This window comes from Pseudooceanicola pacificus, assembly GCF_009789075.1.
Taxonomy (GTDB): domain Bacteria; phylum Pseudomonadota; class Alphaproteobacteria; order Rhodobacterales; family Rhodobacteraceae; genus Pseudooceanicola; species Pseudooceanicola pacificus.
Window position 1 is genome coordinate 92,230 of sequence record NZ_WNXQ01000005.1, and the last position, 13,077, is coordinate 105,306.

Consider the following 13,077-nt stretch of genomic DNA (forward strand, 5'->3'; position numbering starts at 1 on the left):
CGTCATTTGGCCAGACCCCTCTCGAATGCTCTGATCGCGTCGGAGAGCAGGTCGGCAATCACGTGCAGGACGGCACCACGCCCTGTGATCCTCCACTCCGCACCGTAGGGATCGGCCGGCCGCTCCACTGCGAATTCCGCTTGCGCTGCCAGCTCCTCGACCGCCAGCTGACGATGGACGCAGATGAGCATCGTCCGGCAGCTCGCCAGGCGCTCGGCGTCCGCCGATGCTGCGCCGAGAAGCACATGGTAGTGGGACACGCTTTCCGAGAATGCTGGGGCGGCGGCATGCGACCGGAACCGGATCAGGACGAGCCATTGTGCCGCGCGGCATGAAAGCGCCTGTGCTCGCAGAAGGCGGCCTGACATGTCCTCTTCGATTGCGAAGCTCGCCGCCGCGCTGGCTCGGCCGACGCTGCTATCCTCCGTGTGATCGGTGGCGATGACGGACACGCGATTAGTATCGTGATGCATGGTTTCCCTTTCCTCGAGTGAGAGATTGCGGCGATCTGCCGCTTCAAGGGCTCGGCCCGGGCTACTGACCGTCTCGTGGTGGTTCTTTCATCCGCCGGCGACCATGAGATTGGCCAGAGCTTGGTCAGACGAAGAACTTTTCTGCAACGTTTGAGCATGGGAAGAAAAAAGCAGCCATCATCACCCGGCCATGACAGTAGAGTTGAAAGGCCCCACAACGCCTGGTCACCGGCTGACGATCCCGTCCAGGATTGCGTGGCGAGGACGGAGATCGACTCCAGCTATTTCGCGCGGGAAAATGTCGTCAGCTCGCGGGTTTTTTGCGTCAAGGCGCGGGGAAATATCGTCATCTCGCGGGGTTCCTGCGTCATTTTGCGGGGAAATTGCGACAGAGAAGGCTCTAAGCTGCTGATTTTTCGAAACGAAACAACCTCTGAATCAAGAGAATCCTGAATCCCCCTGAAAGAGCCGCAGAGCGGCGGATTTTGGGGGCCTTTGGAGGCACCAGACGCCCGCTTGAAGAAAAACCGATCGGATGCTTTTCTCTCCGGCGAACGTTCCAATCTACTCTTCGTGTCGGGTGCACCTCGACAGGGACTGAAACAGACGAGGCTCTGCGGCGCGCAGTAGGGTCTATGGCTGGAGCAGGACTTGGCGAGATCGGTCCGGCGCTGGCTCGCAGACGTGCGAGCAAAGGCTCTCGCCCTTATTGCGCGGGAGTTGAGAAGGTTGCTGTCTCGGGAGGGTCGAGATGTGAAGCCTGTTGCGGCGCGCAGCAGTAGGCTCTGCTGATCGACAGTTTCCGGGGCAGTGACCACCTTCATTCGGTGCTATCTGTTCGATCGGACGCAGGGTTTTGAAACTCCGACGATCTTCACCAATGGCCGGTGGCGGGGCGATCTTCGCTCACCTCGGAGCGGCACGCCATGCGGAAGACCAATTTGCAGACCAATGTGGCAAAGGGGCAGATACGCGAGGACTCAGGTCGAGGATGCGCGAATGCTTTCCATCATCATATTGGTCGTGGTGGGCCTGCTCGCCGGGATGGTCAACGCCATTGCCGGTGGCGGGACACTCATTAGCTTTCCTGCCCTGGTCTGGCTGGGAGTGCCGCCGATCATGGCCAACGCCACGGCGACGCTGACTGCCTTGCCAGGTTATATTGGCAGTGCATGGGCCTACAGGCACGATATATCCGCAGAGGGAAGCCACGGGCTAAGGAGCATCATCGTGATCGCCGCGCTTGGCGGCCTGGCGGGGGCGGGGCTGCTATTGCTTACGCCGGGCGATGCTTTTGTCGGAATCGTGCCTTGGCTCTTGCTCTCCGCCACGCTGCTCTTTGCAATCGGTCCGCGTCTCGTAGCTCTGGTTCGCGCGAAGGGACTGACGATCGGACCGAGTCTCTCGGCTTTCGCGATCTTCCTCGTTGCTGGCTACGGCGGCTATTTCAATGGAGGTCTTGGCATCATGTTGCTGGCGGTGTTCAGCCTGATTGGCTTCCAGAACCTGCACGGGATGAATGGTCTGAAGAACCTGCTTTCAGCCGTGCTTTCCCTGGTATCTGTCACGACGTATGTGACCGCTGGCCTGATCGCCTGGGAGTCCGCTACGATCCTGGCGATCTCGACAACGATTGGAGGATACATCGGCGCCCAACAGGCGCGGCGGATTCAACACACCGAGTATCTGCGGGCTTTGATCGTCGGTGTTGGTGCATCGATGACGCTGGTATTCTTCGCAATCTGACTGTCGAGACTCAGCGTGGAACTAACGTTCCAGGTGCGCTCCGTCGGAGAGAAAAACCTCCGTCATCGGGACGCGCCAGGGCATGAAGTCGATGGGCGCCAAGAGGCCAACTGTAGGATCCCGCACCGATGATCCGTGACCCCGACAACTGCCGCTGTCGCCTTCGCGCGCTCTTCCGACGACGCAGCGCTCGCCGCGAGGAGTGGGGCCCGCTCTGCGCGCTGGACCGGCCGACGGCCCGTGCCGTCTTAGGGTCGACCGGATGCCCGTCGGCAAGAAAGTGAGCTAATCAGGGAGCGGCGCCTCTGCCGGCCTCATCGTCCCTTGTCACGCTGTCCGTGCGGTCCGTTGAGGCGGGAAAAGGGTATCGTAACCCCAAGTGAAGACAAAGGCGTAGCCCATATAGAAAACCGCAAAGGAGATCTCCATTACCAGTGAGGCGATCAGTGGGACACCGAGCCACCAGGCGAAGAGTGGCAACAGGAGGACCAGAAGCGTCGCCTCGAAGAGCACGGCATGAACAATCCGAAGCGGCATCGTCTTGCGGACATCGCGTCGCCGCCAATTCAGAACGTGGTCGAATACCAGGTTGAAGATGTAGTTCCACATCGTCGCGGCGGTGGCACCAAGCACGACCAGTGCTCCCATGTCGCCTATGGGGTGATCGAAGACCCAGGCGAAGAGCGGCGTGACGATAACAATGCCGATGAACTCGAAACTGAGAGCTTGGCGAATTCGGTCTGCGGTGCTGCGCATGATGGCTCCGATTGTTGTTCGGGCCGTCCCGCGTGTTGACCATCTGGCTGGGCGAGGCCGTCCTCGCTTATCGATGCAAGCGGCCTTCATGCCGCAGGACGTTCCTCTGCCCCAGCAAGCAGTAGTCGCATGATATCAGATCGGGTCAGGATCCCGACCAGTCGCTGCTCCCGGGTCACCGGAACAACCTCGCTTCCCTGCGCCGCCAGCCTGTTGAGGAGCACGCCAACGGGCATATCGTCCGGCACCGCACGGTCGGCGGGTCGCATCACGTCTGATATGGTGCGACGCGGAGATCTCTGCCGCCAGGCCGCCGGGCGGTCCTGCGCCGCGACGACGTGCAGAAGATCGGCCTGGAGCACGAGGCCGCGCAGTATCATATCTTCGTCTACGACCGGGAGGCTCTTGATAGAATGGCTGCGGAAAAGCCGTGCCGCATCCGAGAGCGGCGTGGCGGGTCGGACCGTGATCAGACCGGTGGTCATGACGTCAGCACAGGTTGTTCCGTCAAAACGGTGCTGGGCCGCCTCTGCTTCGGCAGCGGCCAGCAACCGGCCGAGGTCTGCCACACCAAGGTTGGTCGACTGGTTGAACCGGTGGAGAAGCTCACCGAGTTGCTCGGTCGTCAAACCCAGGCGCAGCGCGGGATTTCCCGTCTCGTCCGTCTCAGGCTGGCGGAACGGATATACCCGGCCCGTTGCCCTGTTGTAGACGATGGCGGCAAGGACCAGTACGGCGGTGGTCAGCCCGACCGGCATCAAGGCGAAAAGCAGTCCCGCTTCCCGGGCCACGCCCGGATCGAGGGCGGTGAGCAATGCCACTGCCCCTCCCGGCGGGTGGAGCGCCCGAACGAACATCATGGCGGTGATCGCTGCGCCGACGGCGACGCCAACAGACCAGGGAGCGGGCACGATCCGGAGAACCAGGAGAGTGACGAGTGCTGCCGTCACATTGCCGACGATGGCCGACCACGGTTGGGCGAGGGGCGAGTTCGGAACGCAGAATACGAGCACTGCCGTCGCTCCAAGCGGAGCCATCAAAAAGAATGTCGATTCCCCCAGCCTGGCGGCCAAGCTCACTACGAGAGCGCACAGGCTGATCCCGAGAACTGCGCCGAGCCCGGCGCGCAACTGCTCGCGGCCGTGAAATGCCGGCAGCGCCGGGTAGAGATGATACCATGCCCGCATACGAAGGCCTCCTTCGCTGCCCGAAAAGAGAGCAACTTCCGCCTCCTATGCCTTAGATGATGGCAGAATGTGAACAGATGCATCCGACGAAAAGGACATTGGTCCTATCTCCAATTGAATGGGGGGATCGTGGTCCCGCGTAGACGTCAGGATCGAAACGACCGATCGCACGCAGGCTCCCGCTTGTTTTCAGCGGTAAATGGTCTGAATATTGGCCTGAATGGGGGAATGGCATGCGAACAGGCAAGGATGCGGCACGGGCGCGACTCTGGCAGGTTCTCGAGGAACGTGCGCCGGCCTCGGGAGATCGTTTACCGCCAGAGAGGGTGCTGAAGGATCTCGTCGGATGCAGTCGTGAGACGCTTCGTGGGGCGCTCGCCACCCTCGAGGCGCGCGGCGAGATCTGGCGCCATGTCGGTCAGGGGACCTTTCGCGGCCGAGCGCCCCTGGGCCGTCCGGTGAAGGATACGCTCCTGCTCGAGGCGACAACACCCGCGGACCTGATGGACGCACGCCGCCTACTTGAACCGCAGGTCGCAACGGCTGCCGCGTTGCGGCGTGTAACGGAGGACATTTCCCTGCTGCGACAGCGCGTCGCCAACGGACGTGCCGCTCGAAATCGCGCGGAATGCGAGCGGGCTGATGACGCCTTCCACCAGTCGATCGCGCAAGTCGCGCGCAACCCTCTCTTGATTGCCCTCCTGCGTCATTTCTCGAGCGCCCGATGCCGCGCGGTTTGGCAGAGGGAATGGGATCGCACCTATCGCCGAGTCGGCGTGGAAGAGTTCACCCGGGTGCATGGCGATCATCACGAACAGGTCGTCGACGCAATTGCCGCCGGCGACGGGCCGGCCGCGCATCGTGCCATGGCCCATCATCTCGAGGCTGTCAGCATCGATATGGGCGTCCTCAACCCAGTGCCGTCATGCTGATGATGCCTCTGTCAGCGAGGTCGGATCCTCCGGCTCTTGTGAGCGGTCGGCAGCATGGAGGCCGGCGCGCGTGATCTCTCCCGATAGACGACGTAAAGGCCCGAGGTGAGGATGACTGCGATCCCCAGCCAGGTCATCCGATCGGGAAAGTCTCCGAAGACCACGAACCCGGCGGCGGTGGCGCCTATAATCTCGAGATACTGGAATGGTGCCAGGAGACCGGCTTCAGCGTGGCGAAAGGCTTCGGCGATCAGGACATAACTTGCAGCGGCGAGGAGGCCGCTTCCCAGGATGAGGACCGTGGCCCAAGTCGAAAGGGCGCTCGGGTCCGGAGTCACAATTCCCGCTGCGTGAAGACCGGAAGAAAGCGCTACCATGCCGAGGCAGGCATAGGTTGTGGCGCCGCACTGAATGGTCAGCCCGGAGCGGGTGCGCGAGGCACGGCGGAGGACAATCATGTTGAGCGCATAGGAGACGGCCGCGAGGAGCGGCAGCAGCGCAGCGACCTCGAACTCGGGCCCCGGCCGGATTACGATAAGCGCGCCCGCGAGCCCTGCGCCAACTGCTGCGAGGCGTCGCGGTCCGACTGTCTCGCCGAGGAGTGGACCTGCCAGCACAGTCAGGATCAAAGGCTCAACGAAAAAGATGGCGATCGCGGTGGCAATCGGCATGACCGCGAAGGCGCCTATCAGGCAGATGAGGGTGATCATCACCAGCAGACCGGACAGCGCGACAACCGGCGAGAACATGGCGCCCCTGAGACGTTTCCGCAGCACCACCGCCGCCGGCAGGAGGAAGGCCCCCTGGGCGAGAACGCGCGCGGTCGCGACGTCGATCGGATTCAGTTTCTCTGTCAGAAGCTTCGACAACGTGTCGCCCAGTGGTAGCAGGAGCATTGCCGCGGCCATGCAGGTCATTCCTGCGAAAGATCCAGTCCACATGGTCTGCGACCTGTCGAGCAAGGCAAGAGTCATAGGACACCTCATAACTTCAGGCTCCGCACGATATGTGCGGAAGCAAGTCCGGGCGTTCAGGACATCGGTTGAAAGTATCGGGGCGGGGCAGCGGACGCGCGACGCCATCGCATGCTGCCTTGCAACGCGGATATAGGGGTCTTCAAAGGACTTGTCCAATCCGGAGAGCAGGTAGCTCTCTGGCTTATTGCTCGGCAAGGCCAGTGACGTCAGGCAAGAGCGCTCAGAATGAAACCGGCTCGCGCTTCGACTTTGAGCCTTGGCAGAATGACGGATCATATCCGAGCCAATCGAAAGCCTCGATCAGCCGATGATGCTCGGCGATGCCGTCCTTCAGATCTTGCTGGCGTTCACTGTCCCTGTGGTGGATCTCTGGCCAAGGTGGAGTTAGAAACACCTGGTGATGGAAGCGGGCGTGTCCCGAGAGGGTGACGGACGCCGCCAATCCGCTTGCATGTTCCAGCGCGATGGCCGCATCCAGCAGCCCGCGATCGAAGAACACCCAACCCTGCGAAGACGCGACGCGGTTGCGGTCCCCGGTCGCTATGTCGATGGCGCGCCTTGCGAAGGCTTCGAGATCGACCCAGGGAAGTGCCACACCTGCGCCGTTCAACTCCTCCTGCACGATCTTCCTGCCGGGCTCCTCGACAGTTTCGAAGCCTCGGGAAGCGAGTTCGGCCAGCAACGTCGACTTCCTGCCTCCCGAGCAGCCGGAAAGGACCACGTGCTGGCCTCCATGGCCGTTTGTCATCGGATGTCTCTCCATGTTGTCAGCCGCTCCTCACGCCCCGATGCGCTCCGTCTTGGGCGGCGCAGCGAATATCCGTGCGACCTCCGTTTCATGATCGACGGGGAGCATGGTTTCCCCGCGGGGCCTATTCAGCTCGATCTGCATGCGTGGGGTCGGGACTTTCGCCTGCCGCATCGCGCGGTCGATCAGAGACAGCAGCTCGTCGCGGCAGTCAACGTCCCGTTCGAAGCGCGACAGCCAGAACCGGACCGCATAGGAATTGCCTTCGCTTCCCAGCTCCTGCACGCGGACATCCGGTGCCGGCTCGCTCTGGATCAGGCGCGCCTCGCCCACGGCCTTCAGGATTATTTCCTTGGCGGCGTCCACGGAAACCTCACGCGATAGCTTCAGAGACAGCTGCGCGCGATACTGTGGTTTCGGTGCCGAGTAGTTGATGATGCGTCGGCGCGCGATCTGGCTGTTCGGCAGGATCAAGTAGGTCGAGTCCAACGTCAGCACCCGTGTCGTGCGCCAGCCGATCTCGATGACCTTGCCTCGTGCGACCTGCTCGATATCGACCCAGTCCCCGATCCGGTAGGGTGCCTCGACGCCCAGTGCGATGCCGGACAACGTGTCCGCTACGACGTTCCGGATCGCGAAACCCAGCACCGCGAGTATCAAGCTCGATCCCGCAAGCGCGCCAAGGAGACCTTGTTCCAGCAGGAGCGAGGCAGAGGCAACGATGGCGGCGAAGAACAGTAGAACCGCCACGAGATCCCGAAACAGACGCGGGTATGGGCGCTTGTCGCGTCTCCGGCGATCCGCGAACAGGCCGAACAGCCGGCTACCGAGCCAGGCCGCAGCAAGGCAACCGACAACGCGGCCAAGCATGCGGAGAGGTAATCCAGTCCGCCGCTCGACATCCTGGTCGAAGATTACCAGGCCGGCGGCGACAAGAAGCAGGACCGAAGGCCAGATCAGCCGACGGAGATGTGAGAGAAGTCTCATGTCAGCAGCCCTGTTGCTGATGCCGCGATGGTCGGCGAGACCGGCACTGGAGGCAGGTCACGGCGGCGCCGGCATGTCGCTCGACGGCAGAGCCACAACGACGACAGGAAATTCGGATAATGGGGGTATTGCCCCCGAGAATGTGCCGACAGCTGGGACAGCGATGAGCGGCCGCGCGGGGAAGCGATGTCTTGCAGGAGGGGCAGGCAAGCGGAAGGTGACGATTCATGGGACCCTCTTTCAACGGGAAGGGAAGACGCCGAAGCGGCGATTGCCGATATCCCGGAAGGAGCGTCGTGGCTTCGTCAGCGCATCGAGCGGCTCCTTCCGGGCAGAGCATGGGCTTCGGCAGGGTCCCGGGAATGTCGGTTCATTGTGCCTCCAGGCTTTCGGGGGCATCCTGGGACGCGACGTGGAGCACGGTCAGAACCCGCCGCTCTCCGTCCCTGGTGTCCCAGTGGAGCGATGCGCCCTCTGCCAGTCCGATCAGGGCAACCCCGATCGGTGTCAGGATCGAGATCCGACCGCGTGCGATGTCGGCGTCCTCGGGATAGACGGGCGTTACCGTCTTTTCCTGGCCGGTCGATTCATCCCGATAGGTGACCGCGCGACCGATGGCCACGACGTTCTGCGGGAGTTTCGCCGCCGGAACGATACGGGCCCGGCCGATTTCGCCGAGCAGCCGGTCGGCAAGGTCCGGGTTGCGCTGGATCGCGCCCTCCGCAAGTGCCTCGAGCCTTTCCAGGCAGTCCGCACCTATGACGACCCTGGGCCGCCGGCCGGTGCCGCGTGACGTAGAGAGTTGTTTGTTCATCGTAGTTTCCTTTCCACCATCTGGTGGTGTGAGTGAATTATGGGTGGCCATAATCCCTGACCCGCCACGAACGGATCAAAGCATCAGGCCGCGGCGTGGTCCGGCGACGGATGCACGTCCAGTACCACGACGACTTCGATCTGACCGTCGTCCCGCAGGAGCGGAACCTTCTGCAGCTTTCGCATCCCGATCAGGGTCGCCCCAAGCAATGAAGCAACGAGAATATGTCCCGGGACCGGCGCGGGGTTCATGGAGAGCACGCCGCTGCGAGCGCCCTCACCGCTGATCATGTAGGTGACGTGGCATCCGGCCACGACAAGATCTGGCGAGGCCGGCTCGGGAGTTCCGCGCGAGATCCGCAGCTTGTGGCGCAGCAGCCCGTTTAGTAGAGCGGGATTGGGCGAATTCCTGGTTCCGCGATAGCGAAGCAGGTGCTCGATGCCGAGCCGGTCGTCGACAGTGAGAAGAAAGCCGCTCCCGACAGCGGAGCGTTCGAAGAGCGATCGAAAGTCACTGCCGGCAGGCAGGTGGGGGATCCTGGTAATGGTCATGATGTGTCTCCCGGAGCGGTGAAGCCCGCGTTCTCAGATGCAAGGGTGTGAGAAAGCCCCGGGTGGTCGAAGACGCGCTTATGCGCAGACCGCCCGGGGACCCGGGCGGTTTAGAAGCAGAAACCGGAAAAGGTTCTCGTGCGTGACCATGATGAGACCTTAGTCTTTGGGCGCAACCTGTCAATCTTGGAGACCGGGCCAGTTCTGGAACGGTCAAGGATGCACAGATCTCGAGACGGCGAATTGATGACGAGGTCCACGAGGCGGACTTCGACGACGGGGGGGTCACCGACGGCGCACCTCGAAGATTGAGTCACGTCGAGCTTCCTGGATCGGCCGGCGGTGTGGCAGCGGGATGATGTTTGCCGAAGTCGTGCGACCACCATCATCTTCCCAACGCGCCAGGCACTTGGCGCTCGGCTCAGCGACCGACCTCTCCATGTCACTCGGCCGGAAAAGTTCCGGAAACAGCTCGTCGAAATCTGCCTTGCAAAGCATCATTTTGTCACTCCTTTCCATCGCTCCATAGGGAGCCACTGCACGGCGAAGGCTGCGCACCACTGCAGTCCAGTGGTGCGGGTTCTCGAGAATGGGACCGGCTTATGCCGTTCGGCCGCCGCGCCACCGCGCATCGACCTGCACATCCGAAGAAACTGGACGCATGCTCAGTTCGCGATCCGTGAGACCATCGACGACGCGCGGGATATCACTGCGATCAATCCCGATGTCGCGCAGCAGGCGATCGTCCATGCCTCGAAGAGTTTCGATCATTTTCCCGCGTTGCCAGCGGTGGAATGCGGTCTGGAGCCAATGTCGAAACGCTCCGGGCTTGCGGTTGCGCGGACTGGCCGCTCGAGGGGGTGGGAAGTGATGGTTATTGGATTTGAAGACGTGGGGGTGCATGTCATGCTCCATGACGAAGAAACTGAACCGAGACGCACGCACCACGTCAGCTGGGCGACCCGCACAGGCGTGGTCTTCCGGCCAGATTGGCGCGTTTGTCACTTCGACTGATCTGTAAGAGATCGAGAAGACCCCGAGGCGCGGACCGGCACGCGGCCTGATCCCGCCCGGGGCTACCGGCGGTTCAGTGTGTTTCCTGCGTTGAGCAGGAACCTCGTATGAAGACTGAACATGGTCATGACTGAGATATCGGCATTCCGCGTGCGTATATCAAGAGCACGGCGTGGCCTGCGACCTTCTGGCACTGCCGCCATGAGAGGCGGACGAGGCTCATGGATGATGCTCCGCCAAAGGAAATCGCAGACCTCGGTTTTATTGTCGCGCAGCAGTGAGAACAAACTCTTATAGTGTTGTCACTTCGCCGCACCGCGGCCGTGACGGTTGACAGAATCCATTTGTTGCATAGCCTGTGTACATGGTTACGAACGAAAGCCTCTTCCGGTTTCTGCTTCTGAACCGCCTCCCTGCCCGGGGGGCGAGCGCGTAAACGCGTTCACGGCCACCCGGGGATTTCTCGAACATTTGGATAGAGACATCGGGTCTGCTGAGATCAGCCCCTGGGAGACGAACATGACCAACGCACAATATGCGCGGGTGCCGAATAGCTTTGCTTACGACACCACCCCAGAAAACCGCCTCAACGATGTAGAGTTTTTTCTTCGGCCTTCTGACCGCACCGACATCGACTGGCTGCTTTCCCGAGATGACCCCGCGGCACGGAATATGCCGCGTCTTGTAGAAGGGATCCTGCGCTACAAGATGCGAACGGCCGGGAAAGCGGCTGGCAAAGGCATCGACCAAATCGCATTGCCTTTGAAACGCATTACATATGCTGAAAACAATGGCCCTATACAGAAGGGCATTTTGACAATGAGCGTAGTAGAACGGCCGGGCCATATTCCCGTGGGATCTCTGCTGGGCGCAACTCTCTTGGGCATGTCAAGATACCAGGAAGAGCCCCTGAAGAAAGAGGACGGTCGCACTGTCATTGTCGGCGTTTTGAAGATCGAAACGGTGGAACCGGTCTAACGCGCCGAGTAGCAGACCGATCTGCGGCAAGGCATCGCGAGTGACTTGCTGCCTCGGTTAATCTGCGCCGGTAGCGCCACGATCGCCGTGTCAGGCGGGTTCTGGTGCGGGGAGGGCGACATCGGCAAGGGTCGAGCGGTTGAGGTTCTCGATAAAGGCCATTTCGGCCACCCGAAGCCGAGCCTTCAGGCGACAGCATCCGTCGATCGTGCAATCCCCACCATTCGGTTGGAAGCATTCGACAAGCGCTTGGCCCTCTTCCAGCACCCGAACCACGTCCCCCAACCGGATCTCCTTCGGGGCGCAGGCCAGGGTTGCACCGCCACCGCCTCCACGGCGTGTCTGCACCAACCCGGCCCGACCGAGTTTCTGCATGATCTTGATGAGATGGTTGCGGGAAAGCTGGAATTCCTTGGCGAGATCAGCCGTGGAAAATGCTCGGTCCGGCGCGCTGGCAAGGCGCATCAGCATGCGGAGTCCGTAGTCGGTGAATGAGGTAAGGCGCATCTGCCATCCATGAAGTGGAAGTGGTATTTACAGTGCCTATTATGGCGCTTATCCAGAAGAGTGAACAGTCCCGGCGCGGATAAATGGCTCTTACCGCGAGAAAGACTACACCTGCATTTCGGAGTTCGGCCATGGGCAATGGGTCCAACAGCTTCAAGAGTGAGGGAGGCTTTGCCTCCCCGCCCTGCATGGCGGCAGAGGTCGATCCTGGGTATTTCGATCCCTTGGCCGTAGATCCCGAACAAGCGCGCGACGTGGCCCGGTGGCGCACGGCGGAACGCAAGCGGCTTCGTGAGGCGCGTCGGACGCTTTCCTCACCCCGGAGGAAAGCAACAGGTGAAGCGCTGATGACAGGACTGGAGAGACTGTTTGCAGCGAACTCTGCCGGGGCGGGCGACGGGATCGTTGCCTTCTATTGGCCGATCAAGGACGAGCCGGACCTGCGATCTCTGATGACCGAGATGCAGGCGTCTGGCCGCCGCATTGCCCTGCCTCTCGTGGAGACGCGGGCGGCGCCATTGGTGTTCCGCCTGTGGACTCCGGAGACCCGGATGGAGCGCGGACACTGGAATATCCCTGTGCCGCCACGGGACGCGCCGGAGGTGATGCCGGATGTCGTTCTCGCGCCTCTCATGGGCTGGGACAGTGAGGGCTATCGCCTTGGCTATGGTGGAGGGTATTTCGATCGAACCCTGGCGGCGCTGTCGCCGCGACCCTTCAGCATCGGCGTGGGTCTCGCCGCGGCGCAGCTGCCCACGATCTATCCGCAATCCCACGATATTCCGATGGATGTCATACTCACCGAGCGTGGGATCGAAGTCGGAGGCTAACGATGGACAGAAACCAGATGGCGCGAAAACTGTTCGAGGGCATGCCCGATGCGCTGGTGGTCGCGGACCGCGAAGGCATCATCCGCGTCTGGAACGGGGGTGCGGAGCGGATATTCGGCTTTGCAGAGGGGGAGGCGCTTGGCCAGTCATTGGACATCATCACGCCGGAGCGACTGCGTGAGCGACACTGGATCGGCTACGAGGCCACCATGCGGACCGGCCAAACCAAATATGGCGCAGGCGATCTTCTGTCAGTTCCAGCAATCCGTAAGGACGGAGCACAGATCTCGATCCAGTTTTCCATCGTTCCGTTGCGCGGCGAGGACGGCGACTTGCAGGCGGTCGCGGCGATCATGCGCGACGTCACCGAGGACTTTGAAGAGCGCAAGAGGTTGCGGCGCGCGATTGGCGGTTGAGGGGAGTATCGAGGCGCTCTCACTGCATGTTCTGAGAGGGCGGATTACTACACTACCCGCTTGATCTTCGGCGATCCGATCCTCGAAAAATGGCCCGCGGCTGTAGAAATAGCGGACCGCCTCCCCGCGCGGTCGCTCGTATCAGGATGCTGGTTGAACGG

General features: G+C 61.8%; 16 protein-coding genes. 5 read left to right on the forward strand and 11 right to left on the reverse strand.

All coding sequences use genetic code 11. The features are described 5' to 3' along the window. Positions 1-2: 2 nt before the first annotated feature. Positions 3-473: a hypothetical protein gene (locus tag GLS40_RS10515; RefSeq protein WP_107978984.1), complete on the reverse strand. Its 471-nt coding sequence runs from the start codon at positions 471-473 to the stop codon at positions 3-5. Positions 474-754: 281 nt separating this feature from the next. Then, positions 755-1,036 carry a hypothetical protein gene (locus GLS40_RS10520; protein WP_146178912.1) on the reverse strand — a complete coding sequence of 94 codons (282 nt, stop codon included), beginning with the start codon at positions 1,034-1,036 and terminating at the stop codon, positions 755-757. A gap of 436 nt (positions 1,037-1,472) precedes the next feature. Here GLS40_RS10520 and GLS40_RS10525 point away from each other — a divergent pair, with 436 nt between their 5' ends. After that, positions 1,473-2,219, forward strand: a complete 747-nt coding sequence (locus GLS40_RS10525) for a sulfite exporter TauE/SafE family protein (RefSeq protein ID WP_107978730.1) — start codon at positions 1,473-1,475, stop codon at positions 2,217-2,219. Positions 2,220-2,546: 327 nt separating this feature from the next. Here the strand turns inward: GLS40_RS10525 and GLS40_RS10530 are convergent, their stop codons facing one another. Further along, a complete protein-coding gene (locus tag GLS40_RS10530; RefSeq protein ID WP_107978728.1) occupies positions 2,547-2,975 on the reverse strand; it encodes a PACE efflux transporter in 429 nt (142 codons plus the stop codon). Between the two features lie 86 nt (positions 2,976-3,061). Further along, complete coding sequence (locus GLS40_RS10535) at positions 3,062-4,162, reverse strand: HPP family protein (protein ID WP_107978727.1); 1,101 nt, start codon at positions 4,160-4,162, stop codon at positions 3,062-3,064. 233 nt (positions 4,163-4,395) lie between these two features. On the opposite strand from GLS40_RS10535, the gene GLS40_RS10540 reads away from it, so the two are divergent. Then, positions 4,396-5,094 (forward strand): FadR/GntR family transcriptional regulator, encoded by a 699-nt coding sequence (locus GLS40_RS10540; protein WP_107978726.1) that lies wholly within the window; start codon positions 4,396-4,398, stop codon positions 5,092-5,094. 11 nt (positions 5,095-5,105) lie between these two features. Here GLS40_RS10540 and GLS40_RS10545 read toward each other — a convergent pair whose 3' ends face one another. The 6 genes from GLS40_RS10545 to GLS40_RS18260 form a co-directional block, all read right to left on the reverse strand. After that, on the reverse strand, positions 5,106-6,002 hold the full coding sequence (locus tag GLS40_RS10545; RefSeq protein ID WP_160382704.1) for a DMT family transporter: 897 nt from the start codon (positions 6,000-6,002) through the stop codon (positions 5,106-5,108). Between the two features lie 289 nt (positions 6,003-6,291). After that, positions 6,292-6,753 (reverse strand): AAA family ATPase, encoded by a 462-nt coding sequence (locus tag GLS40_RS10550; protein ID WP_235905883.1) that lies wholly within the window; start codon positions 6,751-6,753, stop codon positions 6,292-6,294. Positions 6,754-6,849: 96 nt separating this feature from the next. Beyond that, entirely contained in the window at positions 6,850-7,806 is a 957-nt protein-coding gene (locus tag GLS40_RS10555; RefSeq protein ID WP_160382705.1) for a mechanosensitive ion channel family protein, read from the reverse strand. Between the two features lie 370 nt (positions 7,807-8,176). After that, positions 8,177-8,620 carry a nucleoside diphosphate kinase regulator gene (gene rnk, locus GLS40_RS10560; RefSeq protein ID WP_107978723.1) on the reverse strand — a complete coding sequence of 148 codons (444 nt, stop codon included), beginning with the start codon at positions 8,618-8,620 and terminating at the stop codon, positions 8,177-8,179. Positions 8,621-8,703: 83 nt separating this feature from the next. Further along, the gene (locus GLS40_RS10565; RefSeq protein WP_107978722.1) at positions 8,704-9,171 is read right to left on the reverse strand and encodes a hypothetical protein; all 468 of its coding nucleotides are present in this window, start codon (positions 9,169-9,171) and stop codon (positions 8,704-8,706) included. Positions 9,172-9,771: 600 nt separating this feature from the next. Next, entirely contained in the window at positions 9,772-10,086 is a 315-nt protein-coding gene (locus GLS40_RS18260; protein WP_146178891.1) for a DUF1127 domain-containing protein, read from the reverse strand. A 618-nt stretch (positions 10,087-10,704) separates the two neighbouring features. Between GLS40_RS18260 and GLS40_RS10575 the strand changes: the two genes are divergently transcribed. Continuing rightward, complete coding sequence (locus GLS40_RS10575; RefSeq protein WP_146178890.1) at positions 10,705-11,163, forward strand: hypothetical protein; 459 nt, start codon at positions 10,705-10,707, stop codon at positions 11,161-11,163. Between the two features lie 90 nt (positions 11,164-11,253). On the opposite strand, the gene GLS40_RS10580 is transcribed toward GLS40_RS10575, so the two are convergent. After that, positions 11,254-11,670 (reverse strand): RrF2 family transcriptional regulator, encoded by a 417-nt coding sequence (locus GLS40_RS10580; RefSeq protein WP_107978718.1) that lies wholly within the window; start codon positions 11,668-11,670, stop codon positions 11,254-11,256. 131 nt (positions 11,671-11,801) lie between these two features. Here GLS40_RS10580 and GLS40_RS10585 point away from each other — a divergent pair, with 131 nt between their 5' ends. Further along, positions 11,802-12,500, forward strand: coding sequence for a 5-formyltetrahydrofolate cyclo-ligase (locus GLS40_RS10585; protein WP_235905885.1), 699 nt, complete (start codon positions 11,802-11,804; stop codon positions 12,498-12,500). A 2-nt stretch (positions 12,501-12,502) separates the two neighbouring features. Beyond that, the gene (locus GLS40_RS10590; RefSeq protein WP_107978717.1) at positions 12,503-12,916 is read left to right on the forward strand and encodes a PAS domain-containing protein; all 414 of its coding nucleotides are present in this window, start codon (positions 12,503-12,505) and stop codon (positions 12,914-12,916) included. Positions 12,917-13,077: the final 161 nt, after the last annotated feature.

What these genes read in the sequence shown, in the direction of transcription:
- GLS40_RS10525 (WP_107978730.1), top strand. Translation starts at nt 1,473, where the DNA reads ATGCTTTCCATCATCATATTGGTCGTGGTGGGCCTGCTCGCCGGGATG.
- GLS40_RS10565 (WP_107978722.1), bottom strand. Translation starts at nt 9,171, where the DNA reads ATGACCATTACCAGGATCCCCCACCTGCCTGCCGGCAGTGACTTTCGA.
- GLS40_RS10515 (WP_107978984.1), bottom strand. Translation starts at nt 473, where the DNA reads ATGCATCACGATACTAATCGCGTGTCCGTCATCGCCACCGATCACACG.
- GLS40_RS10530 (WP_107978728.1), bottom strand. Translation starts at nt 2,975, where the DNA reads ATGCGCAGCACCGCAGACCGAATTCGCCAAGCTCTCAGTTTCGAGTTC.
- GLS40_RS10590 (WP_107978717.1), top strand. Translation starts at nt 12,503, where the DNA reads ATGGACAGAAACCAGATGGCGCGAAAACTGTTCGAGGGCATGCCCGAT.
- GLS40_RS10575 (WP_146178890.1), top strand. Translation starts at nt 10,705, where the DNA reads ATGACCAACGCACAATATGCGCGGGTGCCGAATAGCTTTGCTTACGAC.
- rnk (WP_107978723.1), bottom strand. Translation starts at nt 8,620, where the DNA reads ATGAACAAACAACTCTCTACGTCACGCGGCACCGGCCGGCGGCCCAGG.
- GLS40_RS10580 (WP_107978718.1), bottom strand. Translation starts at nt 11,670, where the DNA reads ATGCGCCTTACCTCATTCACCGACTACGGACTCCGCATGCTGATGCGC.
- GLS40_RS10585 (WP_235905885.1), top strand. Translation starts at nt 11,802, where the DNA reads ATGGGCAATGGGTCCAACAGCTTCAAGAGTGAGGGAGGCTTTGCCTCC.
- GLS40_RS18260 (WP_146178891.1), bottom strand. Translation starts at nt 10,086, where the DNA reads ATGGAGCATGACATGCACCCCCACGTCTTCAAATCCAATAACCATCAC.
- GLS40_RS10545 (WP_160382704.1), bottom strand. Translation starts at nt 6,002, where the DNA reads ATGGCCGCGGCAATGCTCCTGCTACCACTGGGCGACACGTTGTCGAAG.
- GLS40_RS10555 (WP_160382705.1), bottom strand. Translation starts at nt 7,806, where the DNA reads ATGAGACTTCTCTCACATCTCCGTCGGCTGATCTGGCCTTCGGTCCTG.
- GLS40_RS10535 (WP_107978727.1), bottom strand. Translation starts at nt 4,162, where the DNA reads ATGCGGGCATGGTATCATCTCTACCCGGCGCTGCCGGCATTTCACGGC.
- GLS40_RS10540 (WP_107978726.1), top strand. Translation starts at nt 4,396, where the DNA reads ATGCGAACAGGCAAGGATGCGGCACGGGCGCGACTCTGGCAGGTTCTC.